This is a genomic window from Pseudorhodoplanes sp. (assembly GCF_050250235.1).
GTDB lineage: Bacteria > Pseudomonadota > Alphaproteobacteria > Rhizobiales > Xanthobacteraceae > Pseudorhodoplanes.
This window is the reverse complement of record NZ_JBFWPA010000031.1, coordinates 15,457-37,447: the sequence shown is the minus strand read 5'-3', so window position 1 is coordinate 37,447 and position 21,991 is coordinate 15,457. Positions and strand designations below refer to the sequence as shown.

Annotated in this window: 20 protein-coding genes and 3 pseudogenes; 12 read left to right on the top strand and 11 right to left on the bottom strand. The window is 59.4% G+C overall.

Features of this window, described 5'->3' with window-relative positions; translation table 11 throughout:
* The first annotated feature begins 769 nt into the window (after positions 1-769).
* Positions 770-1,153, top strand: a complete 384-nt coding sequence (locus tag AB7F49_RS15660; RefSeq protein WP_428523897.1) for a DUF6362 family protein — start codon at positions 770-772, stop codon at positions 1,151-1,153.
* A gap of 111 nt (positions 1,154-1,264) precedes the next feature.
* Here the strand turns inward: AB7F49_RS15660 and AB7F49_RS15655 are convergent, their stop codons facing one another.
* On the bottom strand, positions 1,265-2,125 hold the full coding sequence (locus AB7F49_RS15655) for a class I SAM-dependent methyltransferase (protein ID WP_428523895.1): 861 nt from the start codon (positions 2,123-2,125) through the stop codon (positions 1,265-1,267).
* Positions 2,126-2,128: 3 nt separating this feature from the next.
* On the opposite strand from AB7F49_RS15655, the gene AB7F49_RS15650 reads away from it, so the two are divergent.
* A complete protein-coding gene (locus tag AB7F49_RS15650; protein ID WP_428523893.1) occupies positions 2,129-3,121 on the top strand; it encodes a LysR family transcriptional regulator in 993 nt (330 codons plus the stop codon).
* Between the two features lie 445 nt (positions 3,122-3,566).
* Positions 3,567-4,733, top strand: a pseudogene (locus AB7F49_RS15645) (ParB N-terminal domain-containing protein); the annotation flags it as partial.
* A 150-nt stretch (positions 4,734-4,883) separates the two neighbouring features.
* Here AB7F49_RS15645 and AB7F49_RS15640 read toward each other — a convergent pair.
* From AB7F49_RS15640 to AB7F49_RS15620, 5 genes and pseudogenes are all read right to left on the bottom strand, one after another.
* Positions 4,884-5,075, bottom strand: a pseudogene (locus AB7F49_RS15640) (DUF3489 domain-containing protein); the annotation flags it as partial.
* 434 nt (positions 5,076-5,509) lie between these two features.
* A complete protein-coding gene (locus AB7F49_RS15635; RefSeq protein WP_428523891.1) occupies positions 5,510-5,755 on the bottom strand; it encodes a hypothetical protein in 246 nt (81 codons plus the stop codon).
* A gap of 154 nt (positions 5,756-5,909) precedes the next feature.
* Complete coding sequence (locus tag AB7F49_RS15630; protein ID WP_428523889.1) at positions 5,910-6,578, bottom strand: MFS transporter; 669 nt, start codon at positions 6,576-6,578, stop codon at positions 5,910-5,912.
* Positions 6,575-6,934: a hypothetical protein gene (locus AB7F49_RS15625; protein WP_428523887.1), complete on the bottom strand. Its 360-nt coding sequence runs from the start codon at positions 6,932-6,934 to the stop codon at positions 6,575-6,577. Before AB7F49_RS15625 ends, AB7F49_RS15630 begins: the two co-directional genes overlap by 4 nt.
* Positions 6,935-7,077: 143 nt before the next feature.
* Positions 7,078-7,785 (bottom strand): GntR family transcriptional regulator, encoded by a 708-nt coding sequence (locus tag AB7F49_RS15620; protein ID WP_428523885.1) that lies wholly within the window; start codon positions 7,783-7,785, stop codon positions 7,078-7,080.
* Positions 7,786-7,922: 137 nt separating this feature from the next.
* Between AB7F49_RS15620 and AB7F49_RS15615 the strand changes: the two genes are divergently transcribed.
* Positions 7,923-8,873, top strand: a complete 951-nt coding sequence (locus AB7F49_RS15615) for a membrane dipeptidase (protein ID WP_428523883.1) — start codon at positions 7,923-7,925, stop codon at positions 8,871-8,873.
* 20 nt (positions 8,874-8,893) lie between these two features.
* Here AB7F49_RS15615 and AB7F49_RS15610 read toward each other — a convergent pair whose 3' ends face one another.
* Positions 8,894-10,138, bottom strand: coding sequence for an FAD-dependent oxidoreductase (locus AB7F49_RS15610; protein WP_428523881.1), 1,245 nt, complete (start codon positions 10,136-10,138; stop codon positions 8,894-8,896).
* Positions 10,139-10,290: 152 nt separating this feature from the next.
* On the opposite strand from AB7F49_RS15610, the gene AB7F49_RS15605 reads away from it, so the two are divergent.
* From AB7F49_RS15605 to AB7F49_RS15575, 7 genes are all read left to right on the top strand, one after another.
* On the top strand, positions 10,291-11,199 hold the full coding sequence (locus AB7F49_RS15605; protein ID WP_428523879.1) for a dihydrodipicolinate synthase family protein: 909 nt from the start codon (positions 10,291-10,293) through the stop codon (positions 11,197-11,199).
* A gap of 140 nt (positions 11,200-11,339) precedes the next feature.
* Entirely contained in the window at positions 11,340-12,386 is a 1,047-nt protein-coding gene (locus AB7F49_RS15600; protein ID WP_428523877.1) for an extracellular solute-binding protein, read from the top strand.
* Positions 12,387-12,498: 112 nt separating this feature from the next.
* On the top strand, positions 12,499-13,632 hold the full coding sequence (locus AB7F49_RS15595) for an ABC transporter ATP-binding protein (RefSeq protein ID WP_428523940.1): 1,134 nt from the start codon (positions 12,499-12,501) through the stop codon (positions 13,630-13,632).
* Positions 13,633-13,729: 97 nt separating this feature from the next.
* The gene (locus AB7F49_RS15590) at positions 13,730-14,497 is read left to right on the top strand and encodes an ABC transporter permease (RefSeq protein WP_428523875.1); all 768 of its coding nucleotides are present in this window, start codon (positions 13,730-13,732) and stop codon (positions 14,495-14,497) included.
* Positions 14,498-14,505: 8 nt separating this feature from the next.
* Positions 14,506-15,300 carry an ABC transporter permease gene (locus AB7F49_RS15585; RefSeq protein WP_428523873.1) on the top strand — a complete coding sequence of 265 codons (795 nt, stop codon included), beginning with the start codon at positions 14,506-14,508 and terminating at the stop codon, positions 15,298-15,300.
* Between the two features lie 32 nt (positions 15,301-15,332).
* Positions 15,333-16,229, top strand: coding sequence for a LysR family transcriptional regulator (locus AB7F49_RS15580; protein ID WP_428523871.1), 897 nt, complete (start codon positions 15,333-15,335; stop codon positions 16,227-16,229).
* A gap of 153 nt (positions 16,230-16,382) precedes the next feature.
* Positions 16,383-17,111, top strand: a complete 729-nt coding sequence (locus AB7F49_RS15575; protein WP_428523869.1) for an isochorismatase family protein — start codon at positions 16,383-16,385, stop codon at positions 17,109-17,111.
* A 285-nt stretch (positions 17,112-17,396) separates the two neighbouring features.
* Here AB7F49_RS15575 and AB7F49_RS15570 read toward each other — a convergent pair.
* A pseudogene (locus AB7F49_RS15570) lies at positions 17,397-17,492 on the bottom strand (recombinase family protein); the annotation flags it as partial.
* A 433-nt stretch (positions 17,493-17,925) separates the two neighbouring features.
* On the opposite strand from AB7F49_RS15570, the gene AB7F49_RS15565 reads away from it, so the two are divergent.
* Positions 17,926-18,423, top strand: coding sequence for a DUF4268 domain-containing protein (locus tag AB7F49_RS15565; protein WP_428523867.1), 498 nt, complete (start codon positions 17,926-17,928; stop codon positions 18,421-18,423).
* 165 nt (positions 18,424-18,588) lie between these two features.
* Here the strand turns inward: AB7F49_RS15565 and AB7F49_RS15560 are convergent, their stop codons facing one another.
* From AB7F49_RS15560 to AB7F49_RS15550, 3 genes are read right to left on the bottom strand one after another with little or no spacing between them, the layout of a single operon-like run.
* Positions 18,589-19,593, bottom strand: coding sequence for a dipeptidase (locus tag AB7F49_RS15560; RefSeq protein ID WP_428523865.1), 1,005 nt, complete (start codon positions 19,591-19,593; stop codon positions 18,589-18,591).
* 36 nt (positions 19,594-19,629) lie between these two features.
* Complete coding sequence (locus AB7F49_RS15555) at positions 19,630-21,114, bottom strand: amidohydrolase (RefSeq protein WP_428523863.1); 1,485 nt, start codon at positions 21,112-21,114, stop codon at positions 19,630-19,632.
* A 47-nt stretch (positions 21,115-21,161) separates the two neighbouring features.
* Positions 21,162-21,872: a helix-turn-helix domain-containing protein gene (locus AB7F49_RS15550; RefSeq protein ID WP_428523861.1), complete on the bottom strand. Its 711-nt coding sequence runs from the start codon at positions 21,870-21,872 to the stop codon at positions 21,162-21,164.
* Positions 21,873-21,991: the final 119 nt, after the last annotated feature.

Here is a 21,991-nt window from a genome sequence, read left to right as displayed (position 1 = left end):
GGCCGGCACGACGACGTCAAAGCGACTCCTAAAGGACACCGTTGAATCGAACAAAATACACGAAATCAATGTGCTATAGGTAGAGAAGGTTGGATATCAGACCCACTCCCTCCGCCAGTCTTATTCCCTCGAAAATTCTCCGGTCGCCCATACGCGGTTGAGAAACCCAAGAAACCGCGCGTCTCGACAACCGACCTCTGCACTGCCGCTAGCGTTATTTGGTCGGTTTCCGTTCTCTCTGCGCCATTTTTCTCCGGACCTCTGGACTGTCATGGCCGCAGTACGGATTCTCAAGCATATGATTTTGCACAATATTTCGATTGTGCCTCTCGCGTACCGTTAGAAAACCCCCTTGCTCAAGCAAGATTGATCTTTTTTGGGGGCCAGACCTTCGGATGGAACGAGAATTCGAACCAGCTCACGCCAACTCGACGAAGTCACTTTGATCGCCTTGACGCTGGACTCTAAGGCCTTCGTGCTCTCTGAGGCGTGCCGCGTTCGTCTGCAGCTTGAATGGAAACAGGGCTGGGTGGTTGGCTAGTTGCGGAAGCGGCATGCCGCATCCCTGGCTCAGCAAGACGCCATGGATCAAGAGTTCAGCAATTCCCTGTGAGGTCTGAATCGGGTCGCGAGATGCGACGAGCGATCCCTTCTCTGAGCCCGCATGCAGCACGCCCCATTGAGCCATTGACTTGAGCACATGTTGGATTGTCCTCGGGCGTCACGTCTCCTTCTAAAGACCAACGCAAGGCAAGGACCTCAGCCCACCGTGAAGCGTCTGCCGGAAGTGCGCGTGCAAGGCTACTACTCGCTATGGCCGAAGATGCTCGCTGAGTTCAGCGATTTGGTCGGTCAGGAGCCGTCGCGGTTGAAACGTCCACCGCCATTGCCCGATGCCATCAGCCGCATGGAGGAGACGCTCGGCTGGCTGCGCTGGCTTGAAGCCGAAGACGCCAAGCTAGCCTGGGCGCGCGCCGAACACACGCCCTGGAAAATGATCTGCTGGAGGTTCGGCGTCAGCCGCGCCACCGCGCATCGTCGCTGGCAGTATATGCTGAGTCTGATCGCGTGGCGGCTCAATGGTCGCAAGCTACCGACGAAGCGATCGCGGAAATTTGTGACTGCGATGGTAGGGCGGGCTTTGCTGAGCTGAGGCGGCACGCGACGGTTCGCTTGAATGTATGTCCGGTGTTGGGGCCGCAGCAACTTCGTAATGCAGCGCGACTGCGGCCAAATCGGTAGCGACCCATTTCGGACCCGGCACTCAAATCCTCAGTCCCATCGTCAGCAATATCTCATTGGGACCTTCCCATCCATCGGCCGTGTTGAACGCGCTCAGCTTGGTTTCGATCTCGGCCCAGGCTGCCTCTTTCGCCGGGACGTCGAGCCGGTCCAGGATCTGCAAGATCGGACTCGCTGAATTGCGGATGAAATCGAGATACTCCTGCACCGACGGCAGCCTAAACGGCGCGGCCAGCTTCGTGGTTGCCACGCGCGAAAAGCCCGCCTGCAGGAACAGTTCGTCGATCAAGCCCGGTTTGCCGAGGCTGAGCAGACCGCCCGGCTGATACGGGTCGCGCGGCGGCAGGCCCGCATGCTTGAACGCGGTCGAAACCAGAATGCTCACGCACGGATTCTTATCGGGCGTCGAAAATACCATCGTGCAGGCGCGGCCGCCCGGCTTGAGCGCGCGGTACATTTCCCGCAGCCCCTTGCCGGGGTCGGGGAAGAACATCAGTCCCAACCGGCAAACTGCCGCATCGAAGACGCTCTCCCCGACATTGAGATTTTCGCCGTCGGCGGGCGCCGTCTCGACATTGCCGCAGCCGGCGCGCCGCGCCCTGTCCTTGGCGAAGTCCAGAATGGTCGGCGACAAGTCAGTCGCCAGCACGGCGCCGGCTGCACCGACGCGCTGAGCGATGTCGAGCGTCTGATCGCCGGCGCCGGCGGCGACGTCGAGCACCCGCGCGCCCGGCTCTACCTCGGCCATCGCCAGCATGGCGTCGGTTGCTTCCCGCAACCAAGCCCGAACTTGTTCGCTGTGGTCGTTCCAGCCTTTGGCGTGTTTGTCCCACAACTGCCGGGTGGCGGTTTTGAATGCGTTCGGATCGAAAGGAGCGTTCATGATGTGTGGCTCCATCGCCTGCGTGTCGTTAGTGATTCATTACGCCGGAGCACCACCCGCTCGGCAGCCACATCATTGCGCCAGGGGGCCTCAGAATTGCATAATGCTCGGATGTTCGATTGGAACGACCTCAAATACTTCCTCGCCGTCGCGCGCCACGGCAGCACGATCGCGGTCGGCAAGGCGCTCCGGATCAGCCAATCGACCGTGCAGCGGCGGCTGGTCGAACTGGAAAAGAAAATCAAGCGCAAGCTGGTGTCGCGCACCGCCGCCGGTTATCGCCTCACCGACTTCGGCCAGGAGCTGCTGCCCTATGCCGAGCGCATCGAGGCCATGGTCGGGGACTTCGAGCGTCATGTCAGCGACATGGGGCGCGACCGCAGCGGGGTCATCCGCGTGACCTGCCCCGAACCGATCGTGCAGCGCATGACGCCGCTGATCGACCGCTTTCACACGCGCCATCCGAACCTGCGCGTCGAATTCGTGATGAGCGACCGTTACCTCGATCTATCCAAAGGGGACGCCGATGTCGCCTTCCGCTCGGGTGATACCGATGACGAACTTATCGGGCGCAAGATCGCGGACTCGGTCTGGGCAGTCTATGCCAGCCAAGACTACATCGCGCGGCACGGCAAACCGGCGCACGTCGAGGATTTGTCCCAGCATCAGCTGGTCTGCCTAGATGAAACGATGAGCGGCCACCGAGTGGCGAAATGGCTGAAAGAGGTCGCTCCGAATGCCAAGGTCACCGCCCGCAACAACAGCGTGCTCGGCATGATGTACGCCGTGAAATCCGGCGTCGGGATTGGGCCCTTGCCGACAGCGATTGCCGACGGCGAGTCCGGCCTGGTGCGCGTGCTAGGACCGATCCCCGAACTCGCGCGAAGCTGGCGGCTACTTACGCATCCCGACCTGCGCCGTACGCCGCGTATCGCGACGTTTTTTGATTTCGTCGTTGAAGAGCGTGACGCGCTAAAATCAATACTGACTGGATAGCGAGCGAATGCCTGTGGCCCAACGCGACATTGCATCCCCGCACGACTTCCGTCGCAAACGGGGCATGGCGTACGTTCAATGCGCAAGCGTCTTGTCGAATTAATTTTGCGATGTGAGACATTTTTTGGTGAGACATTTTTCGGCGAGACGCAATCGACCGATTCAGCGTAGTTTCGCGTCAAGCTCGGGCGAGGTGCGCGTAATGATCAACAAGGCCGAAGCGCGGGTCCTCCCTGGCCGAAAATGGTATGCGGGGGGCAATGGCCCGCAATTTCGCTACAGCCAGCCGCAAAATCTGAGTTACCAGTTACCACCCGACGTTGGCCCCTGTGTGCCCTAAAGGCGCGCAACGGCGCGGATTTTTCGCTCGGCGCGCCTGGTAACCCCGACTGGTAACTCGGAAGCCGGTTACCACCCGCCGCGGTAGCAAGCCGAACCGAACCACATGACGCCGCGACTGCCCGATGCGGTTGAGCACTGGCAGCTCGATCGTCTAATCCCCTATGCGCGCAACGCCCGGACGCACGATGACGACCAGGTGGCGCAGATCGCGGCCTCGATCGTCGAATTCGGCTGGACCAATCCGATCCTGGTCGACGCGGAGGGCGGCATTGTTGCCGGCCACGGCCGGCTGCTGGCGGCACGCAGGCTTGGCCTCGACACCGTGCCGGTGGTCGTCCTTGACCATCTGACGCCAGCGCAGCGGCGCGCTTACGTCATCGCCGACAACAAGCTCGCACTCAACGCCGGCTGGAACGAGGAACTGCTCGCATCTGAACTGCATGCCCTCAACGGTGAGGGCTTCGACCTCGGACTCACCGGCTTCTCCGAGTCCGAGCTCGACGCACTCATGGCGCCGCTTGGCGAGGAGACGGATGCCGCCGATGGTGACGGCGAGGACGCCGCTGATGAAATGCCGGAACCGCCGCGCGAGCCGGTCTCTCGCGCGGGCGATCTCTGGCTGATCGGGAACCATCGACTGCTGTGTGGCGACAGCACCGATTCCTCAGCGGTGGCGCGCGTCATGAATGGCGAGCGCGCGACGCTCGTCTTCACGTCGCCACCCTACGGCAACCAGCGCGATTACACGACCGGCGGTGTAGGCGATTGGGACGCGCTCATGTGCGGCGTGTTCGCGGTACTGCCGGTCACCGACGAGGCGCAGGTTCTGATCAACCTCGGTCTCGTTCACCGCAACAACGAGTGGCAACCATATTGGCAGTCCTGGCTCGACCGGATGCGCGAGCAGGGCTGGCGCCGCTTCGGGCTCTATGTCTGGGACCAGGGACCAGGCTTGCCGGGCGACTGGAACGGTCGCTTGGCGCCGGCCTTCGAGTTTGTTTTCCACTTCAATCGCAAGGCGCGCAAGCCGAACAAGATCGTGCCCTGCAAATGGGCCGGCCACGTCAACGACACGCACGGCGGCATCCGCCACAAGGACGGTCATGTTGGCGAATGGACGCATGCCGGCCAAGGCGTCCAGGAGACGCGGATCCCCGATAACGTCATCCGCATCACGCGCCACAAGGCGCGCGGCATCGAGACCGAACACCCCGCGGTGTTTCCGGTCGCGCTGCCGGACTTCGTGATGCGCGCCTACAGCAGTGAACGCGACAACGTTTTCCACCTTCTCGGACTCAACCTTGAGTCCGAGCTTCCGGGCGCGACGGGGGTGACCGGCCTTCGCCGCCTTAGGGTCGACGATGCGATAGACGCGCTCATCGCCGACTTTATTGCTTTCGAGATCCAGCCCCAGCTTTTTGCGGATCACCCCGGCGAAGAATCCGCGCACGGAGTGTTGCTGCCAGCCGGTCGCCTGCATGATCGCAGGGACGGTGGCGCCTGCCGATCGACGCAGCAGCGCAATGACGGCCTCCTGTTTCGAGCCCGTTGCCGATCGGCTGCGCCCTACCCTGTCGGTCCGCGCTTTCGTTCGATGCTGACGTGGACTCATGGGCGCTTTCCGGGACGCCGACTTAGGCTTCGCTGTTGCAGCCGGCGCTTGCTGTTTCCCGGTCGCGTCCGGCGCTGCCGCGCGATCGTCGCCGATCGCCTTCAAGCCCGCATTGGTGAGGCGCAGACAGCGTGGCTCCTTGTCCTCACCGTGGCGCCAGACGGGAAGATCGCCGGACCTGATCTCTTCGATCAGGCCGTCCGCCAACAATTTGGCCGCGACCTTCGCCGCAGCGCCGCCTTTGAGGTTGGCGGGCAATTCGAGGGCGCGATCGTCGCGCTGCGCCGCGCGGGATAAAAGTTGATGTTGAGTGGATGTGAGCGTCATGAGAGTTCTCCATGGGGTCGTCGGAGCCATTGCCGGCACCACCACGACCCCGCAAAGCGCGAAGCGCCGCGGGATTAAAGAGAACTCTCGGCTTCGAAACGTCGACGTCAGGATCGCGACGTTCGGTTCATCAGGCTCGCGGCGTTCAGGAAAGTGGTCACCTCGCAGAGCGGCTGCTCGACATCGAACACGATGTGCAAAGCCTGCTCGACATTGCCGGCAATCGCACACGCTTCGGCCGCCTTCGCCGTCGCAGCGGTCTTATCCAGCCGCTCGCGGATGTTGCTCAAGAAAGTCCGGATTGTCTCGTCATTCATAGCGCAGGCCATCGGCGTCGTCCTCTTTGACGCCACCACACATGCTCCTTTGCGCACGAAGTCGAGCGGAATATGGGCTACTTCAGCATTCGCCGAAAACGTTAGTCTCTAGGTTAAGAATCGTTGTGCCGCTTCTCGCTACGCAGGCAGCTCAAAGCCGCTGACATCTATGTAGAGGGATGGCCTCGGCTCAGATGTGTCGCCAAATTGGACGAGTCAGCCCAAGCATGACCAGTCCGATCAGACCAAATGCTGCCGTGGCCGCGTTGGCTCCAAGCACGTTGGCAAGGGCACCAATCCCAATGAAGCCGATGGGACCAATGCCGATGCACACCGAAAGAACGCCGAGAATGCGTGATCGCATCTCAGGCGGCGAAAACAAATACACCAAGGTCGCCTGCATCGTGCTGAAGCCGGCGCTTCCGATGCCGGTTAGCACCAGTACTGCACCTGCAGGAAGCGGATGCGATACGACGGCAAACATTGTCAACAGAATGAGATAAGAGGCGACACCCCAGACATATACCCGCGCGTACCAGCCTTGGCGCAAATAAACGACCAGCAGCAGCGCACCCAGGAAGGCGCCAACGCCGTCGAGGCTGGCTAGGATACCGATCCCTTTGGCACCCAGCTGCAGATGCTCCTGCGCGATGACGGGTATCATGCTGGTAAACGGCCAGCCAAAGACGTTGTAGATGACGGTAATCACCAACACGCCTACTAGTCGACGATCGCGACGAACGAAAACAAATCCTTCGACGATGCGCTCCAGCACTCCAGCGTGGCCAGCGCCGTACGCATCGCGCTGCCGGACTGCGAGCGCCGCCGCCAAAGCAATGGCATAAAGGCCGACGCTCACGGCAAAGACCCCGGCAATACCGACATGACATGCCAAACAGCTAACTGACCGGCCCACGCTAGAATCGCCAACGACAGAGATGACGACGACACGACCATCACTGTGACAATCACGGCAATTCGACGATCCAGCCGTTCGCCCAAGACACCTAGGAAGGCGCCGAACAAGCCCATGGGAAGCAGCCGCAGCATCGTCACCACGGCGACATTGAAAGGCGATCCGGTTTCGCTATAGACGAAGACGGCTACGACGATCGTCTCCAGCCAACGGACGGTGGCGAGGACCGCCCCGACCAGCCATAACCGCCAGAAATCGAGGGCGCCGCGGGTGAAGAGAGTAGGCTGGACACTTGCCATCGGTTCTAGGCGCAACGGTTCAGACAGATCGCGAGCTCGAGCCACCCATCACAGCGCGTCGACTACGTTAAGAAGATTTGCGAGTGGCGGCAACGAAACGGCCCAGCACTGCGAGAAACGCTCCCCATGTGGAGCCGTGGAGCCTAACCGGTGGCGTTCTTCTGGCTATTCTTGACGCCCGCCATCAGATCCCTTCCTGCATTCAAGATATGCTCCCTTAAAAAGGAAATTCCCTCCTCCATCTTGCGCTCCGCACAAAGCTCGACGAGCCGGCGATGATCTTGACGCGCGCGGCTTATCCCACCCGTTACAATCATGTGCAAACGAACATAGCGCAACGCTTTCCAATGAAGTTGTCGCAAAACTTCAAGCGTGATTGGCCTATCCGCCGCGACGTACAAAGCGCTATGAAACTGCCAATTGAGATCGCCCCAGTCAGGGACCTTTGCCATCTCTTTCGGGACGTAAGATTGGCGATTCACATTGTCTGCACGCGCGAGGTGCTCGTCGGTTAGCTTTGGCATAGCAACCCGGAGCAGGTCGCACTCAATCAGCGCACGTAATTCGAAAACTTCAGCAATAGCCGCAACGGAAATTTCGCTGACGACGGCCCCGCGGTGAGGGATGGACACGACAAGCCCCTCCGCTTCCAGCTGACGCAGCGCCTCGCGCACTGGAATGCGGCTAACTGAAAAGTCCGACGCCAAACCTTCTTGTCGGAGCTGAGCGCCCTCACGCAATTCGCCACTCAATATTCTGGCGCGCAATTGGTCGGCAATGCGCGCCGGAAGGGTCGTGCGAATTCTCGAACTGCTTCCAGACGTCGTCATTTCTTGGCTGTTCTTGCTCATGTCTCGATGGCGTGCCGATTGATTACATTCCGGCATCATAGACGCTTTTTTTGGAATGGATACAATTATCAAATCTCTGGCGACTCATCTCTCCGTTGGATACAATTGCTACTATTGGCGTGTTGGGAGAGACGTGGATGTCGCTGATTGTGGACGGCCTTGTTATTTCCAATTGGGACCGGAAGGTATTTGAAGACATGCGCGCGGGCGGCCTTTCTGCGGCTAATTGCACATGTTCGATCTGGGAAGACATGCCCTCCACGATGCGGAACATCGCAACGTGGAAAAGGATGTTCCGCGACAACGCCGATCTTATTGTTCAGGTGTACGACGTCGAGGATATCGAGAAGGCGCGCCAGCAAGGAAAAGTTGGGATATTTCTCGGCTGGCAGAACTCTACTGGCTTCGACGACTATCTTCCATTCGTCGAAGTGTTCCATGAGCTTGGGATCCGCGCAGTCCAGCTAACTTACAATACCGCCAACATGGCGGGCTCCGGATGCTACGAGAGCAATGATGGGGGCCTGACCGATTTCGGTCGTGAGCTCGTTCACGAGATGAATCGCGTCGGCATTCTTGTGGATTTGAGCCACGTCGGCGCGCGAACGGCTCGCGACGTGATCTCGGCGGCAAAGCGTCCCGTCTCTTACACGCATTGCTGTCCGTCGGCTTTGTTCCCGCATTCACGAAATAAGAGCGACGACGATCTGAGATTTATCGCCGACCATGGAGGCTTCGTCGGAGTCGCAGGTGTTCCCTCTTTCTTACGCCGAAAGTTGGAATCGACGGTCGATGATTACGTTGACGCCATGCTGCACGTCATCAACGTGATCGGTGAAGACCGCGTCGGACTTGGAACGGATATTACCCAGGGACAAGGACAGGATTTCTTCGATTGGATCGCGAGCGACAAAGGATATGGCCGAACGCTTGTCGACATGGGAGGCCTTCCCATTCTTGGCGGATTCGTGACCTTGCGCGATTACGGCAACATCGTCGCAGCAATGGAAAAGCGGATGAAGCCGGCGACGATGGACAAGATCCTTGGCAAAAACTGGATCTCGTTCTTGCGAGAGGTCTGGGCATAACACACGGCGCGCGCTGTCCGTCATGATTTTCGGATGAACCGTCCGATGCTGTACGGCGCCAAGTCCAAGCTGGGCCGCCCGCAAGCAAGCTCAGCGATCAACCGCCCGGTCGTTGGCCCCTGCGTCAAGCCTAGATGTCCGTGCCCGAAAGCATAAAATAAGTTTTCGTGGCGGGCTGAAGGCCCGATGATCGGAAGCGTATCCGGCGTCGCAGGCCGATGCCCCATCCACTTCGTTCCGGTCTCGGCCCGAAGCTCCGGGAAGTATCGCCGCGCCAAGGAGACGAGCGCATTTGATCTCGCATAGTTCGGCGGCGCGTCGAGCCCTGCAAATTCAGCAGCGCCACCGATGCGCAAGCCGCCGGCGAGCGGCGTCGCTACAAAATGCTGTTCGGCGAAAATGATTTCACGTTGCACGACAATGCCTGGCTCCGTGATCGTCGTGTTGTAGCCACGTTCGCTTTCCAGTACCGCAATCTCATTGAATTGCCGGCAAAAACGGCCTGACCAAGCCCCTGCCGCGATAACGAGAGCCTCGCCTTTCACGGCGCGGCCGTCGCTCATGCGAATCTGAGTCTTGCCGCTACTGCAATGAACCTCTGTTGCCATCCCGGTCACGATCGAAGATCGAGAACGGACCCAAGCTAACAAAGCGGAGACGATAAGTTTCGGGTCCGAGAGATGGGACCACTGCGGAGTCCACACGGCGTGCTCCACATTTGGTCCCAGCGCCGGCTCCATCTTACGTGCTTCGGCGCCCGACATCGGTTCGCAGACGATTCCCATACGCCGCCGCAGATCCCAAGCAAACCGATCTCGCACGAAAGCAGATGTGGATTCGTAGACGGTCAATGCTCCGGCACGATGAAGCTGTTCGACTAGGTGAAGTTCTTCGAGAATTTCGCTCCAATCGGCCAGAGCACAATCATTGAGGGCGAACAATGCGGCGGCTATCGCATCGACACGTTCAGGACGGCCTGCGCGAAGGAAGCGAAAAAGCCAGGGCATGAGATGAAGCACATGGCGCGGGCGGATCGAGAGAGGTCCAAGTGGATCGAGCAGCCACCCGGGCACCCGCCAGAGCAGACCTGGTGTGGATGATGGCACCACTTCGGTTACGGCCATTCCACCCGCGTTCCCGGTCGACGCCTTATCGCCCCCAGGATCGCGATCGACGATGGTCACAGCGTGACCCCGTCGAAGCAAATGGTAGGCACAGCAAAGTCCAACAATGCCAGCACCGAGTATCAAGAAATGACGCTGCATGGTTCCGTTTCACCCTCTAACTCATTTGGATACATTGGAAACGATGGTTAGCCAACTGAAATCACAGGACAAACTATCACGTTTGGTCGGAATTGACTCAAGATCGGCATTCTGTATAGACTTTGGATACAGTCTGGAGCGATCGAAAAATTATGGCGCAATGGAGCGGCGTTTTTCCTGCGGTCACCACTAAAATGCAGCGAGATGGATCGCTCGATCTATCTGCCACGCAGAAATCCATCGAGCGCCTGATCACGCATGGCGTTTCGGGGATTGTCGTCCTCCCGATGCTCGGTGAGAACGCCTCGCTGTCGGTGAAAGAGAAAACGCGCGTGATCGAAGCGGCTAGGGAGGCGGTCGCTCGGCGGGTACCGGTGCTAAGCGGCTTGGCCGAAATTTCGACCGATGCCGCGACGACCAATGCTAAGCTTTTTCAGAGTCACGGTGCGGAAGGGCTAATGGTTTTCCCAAGCCTCGCATACAAGACGGACCCAGTCGAAACAGCGGCCTGGTACAAAGCCGTCGCGGCAGCCACCGACCTCCCGATCATGATCTACAATAATCCAATCGCTTACGGCGTCGACGTCACACCGCATGTGTTGCGCGACCTGGCGGACACTCCCACCATTGTTTGCATTAAAGAAGAGTGCGGCGATATCCGCCGCGTGACCGACATCTATAACGCGATGGGAGACCGATTTTCAGTATTTTGCGGTGTCGACGATCTGATTGTTGAAAGCATGGCCCTGGGCGCCACCGGCTGGGTGTCGGGAATGACAAATGCTTGGCCGCAAGAATGCGTGTCGATTTTTCGCCTTTGCGCCGCGGGTAAGAGCTCGGAGGCGCTCCAACTCTATCGCGTCATGACTCCGGCCTTCCATCTCGATACACACGTCAAACTCGTTCAATACATCAAACTCGCAGAGCATCTTGTTTGTGGCGCTCCGGAATGGACGCGCCCCCCTCGTCTGCCGTTGACGGGCGCAGAACGAACCCATGTGGCGAACATCATCACCGAGACCATCGCAGTACTTAAGCGCGAATTTAGCCAATCATCTTGACGGAGAAACATTCCGGCTTAATGGCTGCTCTATTCGCTAAAATGACCGCTCTATTCGAAGAACGCGCCGAGCGGAACGCGCATTTTCACTGTGAGTAATCGTCATCGAAAATTAAGACAACGGACGGGAGCGCCAGAGCGATGAGGAACTTCGCGAAGACTGCCATTTTGGCCGCGCTTGCGTGGTGCGCCACGTTAGGCGTGGGGCACACACAGACGGAAGATAAGTCGCCGTTGGTGCTCCTCAGCACGGGAGGCCCGACCGATACAATCACGCGTGACGCGATCGCCAACGCGTTCACGAAGGAGACGGGCATCGAGGTCGTCATTCGTCCGCAATCGGACGCAATGATCAGCACAGTCCTGGCGCAGAAGGATAACCCGCAATACGATCTCATCCTGACGGGTTTCGACTCTTACACCTATCTCCAGCAGAACGGCGCGTTGGACAAAGTCGATTACGGCCAGATTCCCAACACGGCGAACCTCTATCCGTTGGCCCGATCGAGTCACGGGATTGGCACGTCCTTCACCGGCGTGACCCTGGTCTACAACACCGACAAGATCCGCACACCACCGACATCTTGGGCGGATATGTGGAACCCGGCTTACAAGGGCCACGTCATCATCCCCGTCGTGCCAATCACGTATGGTCTGGACTTTCTGGTCATGGCGGCGCGGACATTCGGCGGAGATGAGCACAACATCGATGTCGGATTTCAGAAATTGAAGGAGTTAGCGCCGAACGTCAGCGGAATTTACGAGACGTCGTCAAACGCGGCGCAGATGTTCCAGCTTGGCGGTGCCTGGATCGCGCCCTGGTTTGCCGGTCGCGTCCCTCCGACGCGCGCCGCAGGCGTGCCGGTTGCTGCGGCGAAATTGAAGGAGGGCCAAGTCGTCTACATTACGATGCTGGCACCGCTGAAGGGAAAATTCAGCAAGAAGGTCGCGCGTTTCATGGACATGTACCTAACCAAAGAAGCGCAGGTTGCCTTTGCAAAGGGCATCGGACAAGGGCCCGCACGGACCGACGTCGAGCTACCCCCTGAGCTCGCCGCAACGGTTCCTTACGGCGCCGATCAAGTGAAGGCGCTTATTCAACCCGACTGGAACGTGATTGTAAGCAAGCGCAACGAATGGGCGGAGCGGTTCCAGCGCGAAATCGTCCCGCTGGTTGGCAAAAAGTAGATATTGCGCCACGATCGCACGGAAGACGCTGACCTCACGGACGCCCGAGCGGCCAGCGTCTCTCGGTCTCAGGGGTGCATTGCAGAGGCTCATGACAAACGCGGCATCCGCCATCGTTCAGACGCCGCCGGGCAGGAACCGGAACGCCCGCGCACAAGGCGGGAGCGATATCGCACTTCGCATCGCGGGGCTGTCAAAGCGCTATCCGGGAACGAAGGAGTGGGCCGTCAGCGCGTTCGATCTCGCCGTCCCGCACGGTGATTTCGTAGCATTGCTTGGGCCCAGCGGCTGCGGCAAGACGACGACCCTGCGGATGCTCGCGGGGCTGGTGGATCCGACCGGCGGTGAAATCTTTCTCGAGAATAAAACACTGAGCAAGACGCCCGCCCATAAGCGGAACATCGGCCTGGTTTTTCAACACTACGCGCTTTTTCCGCTGATGAGCGTGTTTGAAAACGTCGCCTATGGGTTGCGTGAGCGCCGGGTGCCGAATCCAGAGATCAAGCAGCGGGTCGCTGACGCCCTGAGCATGGTGCATCTTTCCAACTTGAGTCAGAGAAAGCCCAAGGAGCTGAGCGGCGGTCAGCAACAGCGCGTCGCGCTCGCTCGCGCGCTGGTTATCAATCCGAGCCTTCTCCTTCTTGACGAGCCGCTGAGCAATCTCGACGCCAAGCTTCGCCATCAGGTGCGGGCGGAGATCAAGCGCCTGCAGGAGAAGCTCGGAATCACGACGCTGTTCGTGACCCACGATCAGGAAGAAGCGTTGAGCATGGCGCACACGGTCGTCGTCATGCGCGACGGCGTAATCGAGCAGGTCGGCACCCCGGAAGAAATCTATCAACGGCCCGCCACGGCGTTCGTCGCGAGCTTCGTCGGCTCCTGCAATTTCATCAAGACGAAGGCCGAGAGCCGCGCAGGCGGCGGCGTCATTTGTGGCGTCGAAAACAGCCCTCTCAAGCTCAAGGTCTTGGCGACGGACTCCGCGGTGCCGCTCGGCACCCCCCTGACGTTCGCCATCCGGCCGGAACGTGTAGACGTCACCGCGCATGGCGCGTCTTCTAGCCACGCCTGGCCGGGCACCGTTATCGACGCGACCTATCTCGGCGCCGTGACGAGCTACGAGATCGAAGTGGGCCCGCAATTGCGGATGACGGCGACCGTCGTCAACAAGGAGGCCCCGCCGTTTGAAAAGGGAAGCGCCGTGAGCGTTTCCTGGGCGGACGAAGCATGGCGCGTGCTCCCGTGATGCCGGCCTCTCGAAGCGGCACCGCGTCATGAGAAAAGCATCGGGTTGGGTTCTGCTTCCGGCGCTGGCTGTGCTTCTCGGATTTTTCGTTCTGCCGATGTTTTTCGTCGTCGTCGCGTCCGTTCAATCCGGCACGGGAACAGACGCCGGCTTGCAGCGCTACGCGGCCTTTCTCAGCGATCCGTTCCGTCGCGAGATCTTGCTGCGGACGCTCGGCGTTTCTCTCGCCGTCGTGGTCTTCACGCTTCTGCTCGGATATCCCGTCGCCTACTGGCTGGTGCGGACCGAAAGCCGGTTTCGGATGCTCTTTCGCGCGCTCGTTTTCTTTCCACTTATCACCAGTTCGATCGTGCGCACGTTCGGGTGGATCATTTTGCTCAGTAATAACGGCTTCTTGAACAACGTTCTGAGCATGTTGGGCTTCGAGGAGGCCCAGTTCCTCTACCGATCACACGGGATCATCATCGGGCTGACGCATGTACTGCTTCCCTTCATGATCCTGACCCTGATGGGTGCGCTCGGCAACATCAACCCCGCCCTCGAGCAAGCATCGCGCAGCCTCGGCGCTTCGCCGTGGCGCTCGTTCCGCCGCATCGTCCTGCCCATGAGCATTCCCGGCATCGTTGCCGGAAGTCTTCTTGTCTTCGCGCTATCCGCCAGCGCGTTCGTCACACCGGCGCTCCTCGGTGGCGTTCAGACCCCCGTGATGGCGACGCTGGTCTATCGCCAAGCCGTCGTTTCGTACGACGTGCCCGGCGCCGCGGCGACGTCGATGCTCCTTCTGATCATCACGCTCGTGCTTGTGACTTTATATTACCGTGTGGCCCGCCCCCTTCCAACGGGCGGCGGCGGAACCAAGGGGTAGGAGGCGTCGTGGGTGAATCGATCGGGCGCTTCGCCCTGCGTCTTGTGGTCTTCCTGACCTTCGTGTTTCTGCTCGGACCGACCGCCGTCATCGTCCTCTTTTCATTCTATCCGTCAGCTTACATCACCTTTCCGCCGCCGGGCCTGACCGTTCACTGGTACGCCGAAGCGTTTCGTGAGCAGTCATTGTTTATACAGCCGCTTCTCACGAGCCTGCAGATTTCGCTCATCGCCACCGCGATATCGGCAGCCGTCGGAACGCTCGCCGCCTTCGGCGTCGTGCGCCATCGCGTGAGATTCCAGTCCTTCTTGAACGCTTTTCTGGTGGCTCCGCTGCTCGTTCCGACATTGATCGTCGGCTTTGCGGGCATGCTATTTCTCACCGCAATCGGCATGCTGGGAACCTATGCCGGGCTGATCACCGGCCACGTCGTCGTCACGCTCGCCTTTATCATCCAATCGGTCTCGGTCAGCCTGGCGACCCTCGACACTTCGGTCGAAGAAGCGGCGACCTCCTTGGGCTCAAGCCCCTGGCGCGTGCTTCGCCGGGTCACGCTGCCGATGATCATGCCTGGGCTATTTTCCGGTGCCGTGTTCGCGTGGGTCACATCGTTCGATGAGCTTCCATTGACCCTCTTGCTCTCCACACCAAAAACGTTGACTCTTCCCGTCCAGCTTTACGGATACTTGCAGCAGCGCTCTGACCCGACTTTCGCCGCCGTATCGGTACTGCTGATCACGATAAGCTTCGTTCTGCTGCTAGTGCTGCAGAAGGTGGGCGGCCTCGACAAGCGCATCTACTGAATCGCGGGCGATGTAGGGACGTGAATGCCCTCATGATCGAGCTCAAACATCTTCGTGCCTTCATCGCGGTTGCCGAGGAGCGCCACTTTCGCCGCGCCGCGGAGCGGCTCAATACGTCGCAATCTGCGGTCAGCAAGCTCATTACAAACCTGGAAGCTGCGGTTGGCGTGCCGCTCCTGCTGCGCAGCAGCAGACGCGTGGAAATCGCTCCGGGAGGCAAAGAGCTTCTGCGCAGTGCCACCGACATCCTGCGCAAGGTCGACGATGCCATCAAAGATACGCGGCGCGCCGCCGCGGGCGTGCGCGGACACCTGACCGTCGGCTATATGGACGTCGCCATTATTGGACAACTCCCCGCGCTGATCTCCAAATTTTGCGCGTCCTATCCCGATGTCGCAATCGACCTCGTTTATCTATGGACGGACCTGCAGCGGACGATGCTGCTCGCCGGCGATCTGGACATCGGGTTCCTTCACGGCCCATTTGACGCGGAGGATATTGAAAGCGAGCTGTTCCTGCGTGACGGATTTGTTGTGGTGCTGCCGGAAGGGCATCGACTTGCCGGGCGAAAGCGGATTGGCATGAAGGACCTCGCCGATGAGCCATTCGTGGTTGGGCTCCGTGACAAATGGCGGCCATTGATCGAACAAATTATGAGGATGTGCGCTCAAGAAGACTTCCAACCGAAGATCGTGCAAGAGGTCCATCTGCGGGAAGCTATCTTCGGATTCGTCGCGGCGGGGCTCGGCGTCACCATCTATCCTCAGTCCGCCCGGAACGTGCCGCGAAAAGGCGTGAAGTTCGTAGATCTCCACGGCACGCCGGAGCGGGCTGAAATCTTCGTTGCCTGGAAGAAGGCCAACAGTAATCCGTCGCTTCCTCTGCTTGTGGACTTCATCCACGGCTTCAATGCTGAGACTGCGGCGTGAACACCGCTCCTCACACCGATCACGCCTCCGTCCTGGATTGATGACAATGCACGATCAATTCGTGACGGATCGGTATTGGACTTGACCGCACCGGTTGCCTAACTTGCCAGCATCCAATAGCGAGCGCGCGGTCGCGCAAGACAGGAGTGATGGATGTCCGTTGATCCCATGACCCAGGACTGGAGCGAGGTCGAGGCCGCTCTGGAAAAAGCGTTCAGCGCCGCGATGCAGCTTTACACTGAACGCGGATTCGCTGGCCAGTTCGGATTTGGCCGCCGACCGGCGGTGGTCACCATCGATTTGGCGAATGCGTGGACGCGGCCCGGCAATGTTTTCACTTGCGACCAGCGCAAGATGAATGAAGAGATCATTCCCGGCGTACAACGCCTGCAGAAGGCGGCCCGCGCCAACGGCCATCCGGTCATCCATGTGACGACCGCGTACCAAAACACAAACCCGAAGGATCCCAACTCCGATCTCGGAATATGGCCCGCGAAAAGCCCGCTGCTGGAGATGAAGCAGAGCGACGACAACGAACTATGGAAGATCGATTCGCGGATCGCGCCGATCGACGGCGAGCGCGTGATCATCAAGAAGAACGCCAGCGGCTTCGCGGGAACCGACCTCCACAATTACCTGACATCCATCGGCGTCGATACGGTACTGATCACCGGCGTAACCGCCTCATGCTGCGTCCGCGCCACCGTGCAGGATGCGCTCGCCAACGGATTCCGTCCCGTTGCCGTGAAAGAATGTGTCGGAGACCGCATTCCTGCTGCCGTGCAGTACAACCTGTTCGACATCAACGCCAAGCTTGGCGATGTGCGAACCGTCGACGAGTGCGTTGATTATCTGTCGACGATCAACATGCGAAATATTTAAGCCGCGTTGTCTGTTCAACAGCAGAGCTCTTTCCGGCCTTGATTACTTCGGTAGCACCAAGCCGGCAAGCCCGCTGACTGACATTTCATGGACGAGATTTTGAAGGTACGCTCGGCATCCAGGCGCGATGGACGAAGAGCCAATCAGATGCGTGTTGGGGCGCACCTCAAGACAAGGTAATGGGAGAGATAACGGGCGCGAAAACGGTGAGTTTCGGAAGTGGGGATATCAACCGTCAGTGGAGAGGAACGAGTTCCTTCACCCCGAGCAGTCGCCGCGTCCATCGACTTTGGCGAAGTCGGCGAGCGACCGGGTCAAACGATCGACCTTGTAAACGACCATGAGGTCGATGGAGCCGGACTTGATGTCGTTCAAAAGCTGCGCCCGACCGAGGCCATGATCCCATCGCGAAGATGGGACGCAAACTCGAGTTCCTTTGAATCAAGCCCGCCGGAAAAATCAAGGCTGGGAGCGCGCGGCGCCATCGGCCAGGAGGATCGATCCTATAATCGGTTATCCTAAATAAGGATATTTGTTCACCATTATCTGCTCTTCTTGCCGCTGTGCGGCACCATTGCCTGGACTTGGCTCGGCACTGAAGCGATGTGCCGTGACGGTTGAGGAAAATAGCCTCACTTGGACGATGGGAAGTGGACGATGTCAGCGGTTTGGGCAGCTTCACGCACGTTCGTGCGCGAGGCTGGCCCACCGAGAACAGCAATTTCACCACCCTGGTTCCCCGCCGGCACCGCGGTTCAATATCGTCGCCGGCCCCAATGTTTGGACGAAGCGGGTCCGCGCGGCAGCACGCGCAGTGAGTGAAGAGAATACGACCAGGCCGCCATCACGTACGGGAGGCTTACTGGAGCGCGTTCGCCGCATACTTCGCAGCCATGCCACGCTCGACCCGCGAGCCGCTGCTCCGATTTTCGATCGGACCGTTGAGCTTTATATCGGCGACGATCCCGAGAAAGCGCTGTTCGACGTGCTCCACCAGCAACGGGCGAAGATCGAACGGGAGCTCGGCCACGCCCTGGTCTGGAGGCGGCTCCCGGAGCGCAAACGCGCCCGCATTCTTGGTACAAGGAGGACACCGATTCGACCGACGAGAGCCAGTGGCCGCAGCAGCACAATATTGGCTACCATGGACAAGTTCAAGACGGTGTTTGTGCCGCGCGTGACGGTGAGATCTCCCTCGATAGCGACGTCCGATGATCGTTTCGATCAGGACGCCGACGATAACCACATCGGCCGTGCCAGCGGAGATGATGGACAAGTAGCCGACGAGTGCAGGGCCAGTTTTGGGGCGTGATGGTCGACGGACGCGCTTGGAGCTACCCCCGCACCCATGAAAGCGGCGACGAGCCGACTTCCGCTCCGCCGGTTTCGCGAGTGACCCCACCTCATCAAGGAACGGCCCTCACCTTCCGGCATCTTTCGAGCGCTGGCATCCGATCTTTCGGTACGAAATAGCAACCTACCTTCCCCAGACTGCCCTAAAAACGCGAAGCCAATTACGTCCGAGAATTTTTTCAGTATCCTCGACGCTGAAACCTCGCCGCAAAAGCGCCGCGGTCAGGCCGCCCATCTCCGCCGGCGTGTAAAGCCCCTTGGGGTAATGATGCGGCGGCTTCGGATAGTTCTTCGGATCCCAAATCCCGGCATCGACAGATCGCTGCCAGTTGGCATCCGCCTCTTCGTCGGACGAGAACGGCTGCTGCCCCCACCAGAAATCCAGACCGATGCCGACGTGATCAATCCCCGCGACATTCGCGAAATGCTCAATGTGATTGACGAAATCATCCAAAGTTGGGCGGCGGCCGCGAACAATGAAGTAGGGGACCAGCGTGAGGCCGACCAGCCCGCCTGTTTTTGCCGCAGCCTTTGCCTGCTCGTCGAGGATGTTGCGGTTGGTATCCAAGAGGTGACGCGGATTCGAGTGGGAAAAAACGACGGGGTATTTCGACACTTCCATAGTGTCCATCGTCGTCCGATAACCTGTGTGAGTCACATCGACAACAATGCGATTCTCATTCAACCGCTCGACCAGCCGGCGGCCGAAACGGCTTAATCCCGCGTTGCTTTCTTCCTCGCATCCGTCGCCGACAAAGTCCCGTATATTATAGCAAAGCATGGCCATGCGCAGACCGAGCGCCTGATAAGCATCGACGAGATCAAGATCTAGTTCGAAGGGCTGGGTGCCTTGGAAGTGGAAAAGAATGCCAAGCTTTCCTTCCGCTTTTGCCCGCTCAATATCGGCGGCGCTTCGCACATGGATCAGGTCTGGCCGGCCCTTGATAAAGCGAATCCATTGGCCGAGATTTTTGGTGGCCGCTCCGGAAAACTCTTTGCCGCCGACGGTAGGCGCGACACAAGTCACGCCCCCTTTTGCGTAGAGGTCCACATATTTTCGCTGCTGCAGCAACGGTGCCGTCGCATCGATCACGATCGCATTCTTATGGACTTCTTCAGCCGTCGGCATATCCCGTCTCCTGATGTTGGAGGATGAGCTTTAGTTTCACCGAACGCGTGGCGTGCCGAAATCGTTTTCGAATTCGGACGTCATCATTCGGAAATGCGGGCGCATGAGAGGTCGGAAATGCTCCATCAGGCTTTGGTGCGGGCGAGCCGACGGTTTCTGACCGAGCGTTATCATCGGAGCATATTGTTCGCTCCCAATTTCCTCGGCGAACGTCCGGCGAATTTCGGCGCGCAAATCAGCATCGCCGATACAGTCCAGAATGCTACAGGTCAGCACCTTCGCTGCAGCTAGAATTCCCTTGTGCGCGATGGAGCCAGCAAGCATTGCGCCGCCGCTCCAGTGATGGAAATGAATGTTGGGAACGCTGCCGGGGAACCACAATCGGCCCATCGGGACCTTCCAGGAGATGTCGCCGCAATCGTTGGACGACATTTCCGGTTCGTCCGGCCCACGCATGGGAGAAAGCTCTGTTCGCAGACCGTCCACCCTTACGCCCGCCGCTTGCTGCAGTTCGCGCGCGAACGCGATCTCGTCCTCGGTCCAGACCGGCATGCCGACGCCTCGCATGTTGCGATCCAGAACATGGGCCAAGGCGCGGTTGCAGCGTGTCGGCCAGACGGCGCTCTTTATGTCGACGGCGAGTGTCGTGCGCGTCATCAGCGCCGCGCCGTCGGCAATTTCCTTCGCGCGCTCGAATAAGGCTCGTGTTTCGCGCGCCGAAACTCCGCGGAAGTACCACCACACGGCCGCCTTCTCCGTGATGACGTTTGGCTGACTGCCGCCGTTGGTGATGACGCGATGAGCGCGCATCTCCGGCTGCATATGCTCTCGATGCTGAGCCATCCCAACGTCCATCAGAACGACGGCATCCAGTGCATCGCGGCCGAGCCAAGGCGTCAGACCGGCATGCGACGTCTCGCCAGAAAAGGTGAATTCTGCCGAGATGAGTGAGATCTGCGTCTGTCCAACTTCGGTGTAGAAGGCGTCGCGGATGTGATTGTGGAAGGCGAGATCGACGTCGTCGAAATAACCATCACGGACAAAATACGGGCGGCTGACGACCAGTTCCTCTCCAGGCGCACCGAAAAGCTTCAGTCTACCGGGAATACCGAGCCTGCGCATCGCGTGCTTCGCAGTAAGGGCCGCCGCAACCATAACGGTCGCGTTGGCACAATGCCCTTCGGCATGTCCTGGAGCACCCGCTACGATCGGAACATGCTTCGCGACGCCAGATCGTTGGGACCCACTTGGCGTCGCGTCGTATTCCGCATGCAGGGCTGCGACCGGCCCCTCTCCTTCTCCCCAAGACGCCATGAAGGCCGTCTCGAAGCCGGACAAACAAGGGATTACGGCAAACCCAGCCCGCTCCAGGATCTTTGTCAGAAGGGAAGCGGATTCGTATTCTTCGAGGGAAGGCTCGCCGTATGAAAAAAGGCAGTCATTGAGCTCGGTGATCGTATTCCGATTGCGATCGATCCACGCGCTCGCAAGTCTCTTCGCGCTCGTAACTCTTGCCGACATTGTTTTCTCCGACATCGATCGCACACTCGGCGGAATTGCTGCACTCGCTAGGTCGCGGATGTCTCGTGGAGTTTTCGGCGCCCGCGCACTCGGCGCTGCGCACTTGCGATGCGGGGTGGAGCTGCGGCTTCCTGCGAGGCATCGAACTCGCCGTGCCGCGGAGGGCCGCGTCCGTCGCGACCAGGCCTTGTTGAGATCCACAGGACGCGGCCATTGCCACCGCGGCATGTCATTGCATGCCCCATGCTGCTGTCGAAATAAGCTCCATCACCAGGATTCAACGTGACCGGTTCGTAGAACTCGGTGTGCAGTTCGATGTGTCCCTCGAGCACATAGACGAACTCCTCTCCGTCATGGCGTACGAGCGGCCCAAACTCCTCCAGGTCGCGCAACCCGATCTTTGTCACCAGTGGTATGATCCGCTTCTTCGCGAGATCGGTGCAAAGCATTTCATAGTCGTATTGGCCGGTTCGATAGACTTCCCCCTTCCCTTTTCGTGTAACGGAGCGACGGCCGTTCGGCGCCGCATCGGCGCGTGACAGCAAATGGGAAAGTTCGACGTCGAGCGCATCAGCGATCATCACCATCTTGTCAAACGTGACCGCCAGATGCCCATTTTCCATTTTCGATAGGCTCGACACCGAAAAGCCCGTCCGGTCGGCCATTTCCCGGAGCGCGAGTTTCTTGCTGACCCGCAGCGATCGAATGTGGCTGCCAAACCAATTGCGCGATCCATTCGGCGCGTGAGCCCCCGCCAAATTGCGCGGCGATCGCCGAACTCTGCTCTCCGAGGCCTTTTTGCTCTGCGGTCTCTTTCGTCTCGACCCATGAGAATTTCGTTGCAAGTGACGCTCCTTCGATCGTAAGCGCGATTTTC

What these genes read in the sequence shown, in the direction of transcription:
- AB7F49_RS15655 (WP_428523895.1), bottom strand. Translation starts at nt 2,125, where the DNA reads ATGAACGCTCCTTTCGATCCGAACGCATTCAAAACCGCCACCCGGCAG.
- AB7F49_RS15625 (WP_428523887.1), bottom strand. Translation starts at nt 6,934, where the DNA reads ATGGCAAGTGTCCAGCCTACTCTCTTCACCCGCGGCGCCCTCGATTTC.
- AB7F49_RS15620 (WP_428523885.1), bottom strand. Translation starts at nt 7,785, where the DNA reads ATGAGCAAGAACAGCCAAGAAATGACGACGTCTGGAAGCAGTTCGAGA.
- AB7F49_RS15615 (WP_428523883.1), top strand. Translation starts at nt 7,923, where the DNA reads ATGTCGCTGATTGTGGACGGCCTTGTTATTTCCAATTGGGACCGGAAG.
- AB7F49_RS15610 (WP_428523881.1), bottom strand. Translation starts at nt 10,138, where the DNA reads ATGCAGCGTCATTTCTTGATACTCGGTGCTGGCATTGTTGGACTTTGC.
- AB7F49_RS15605 (WP_428523879.1), top strand. Translation starts at nt 10,291, where the DNA reads ATGGCGCAATGGAGCGGCGTTTTTCCTGCGGTCACCACTAAAATGCAG.
- AB7F49_RS15600 (WP_428523877.1), top strand. Translation starts at nt 11,340, where the DNA reads ATGAGGAACTTCGCGAAGACTGCCATTTTGGCCGCGCTTGCGTGGTGC.
- AB7F49_RS15590 (WP_428523875.1), top strand. Translation starts at nt 13,730, where the DNA reads ATGTTTTTCGTCGTCGTCGCGTCCGTTCAATCCGGCACGGGAACAGAC.
- AB7F49_RS15580 (WP_428523871.1), top strand. Translation starts at nt 15,333, where the DNA reads ATGATCGAGCTCAAACATCTTCGTGCCTTCATCGCGGTTGCCGAGGAG.
- AB7F49_RS15575 (WP_428523869.1), top strand. Translation starts at nt 16,383, where the DNA reads ATGTCCGTTGATCCCATGACCCAGGACTGGAGCGAGGTCGAGGCCGCT.
- AB7F49_RS15560 (WP_428523865.1), bottom strand. Translation starts at nt 19,593, where the DNA reads ATGCCGACGGCTGAAGAAGTCCATAAGAATGCGATCGTGATCGATGCG.
- AB7F49_RS15555 (WP_428523863.1), bottom strand. Translation starts at nt 21,114, where the DNA reads ATGTCGGCAAGAGTTACGAGCGCGAAGAGACTTGCGAGCGCGTGGATC.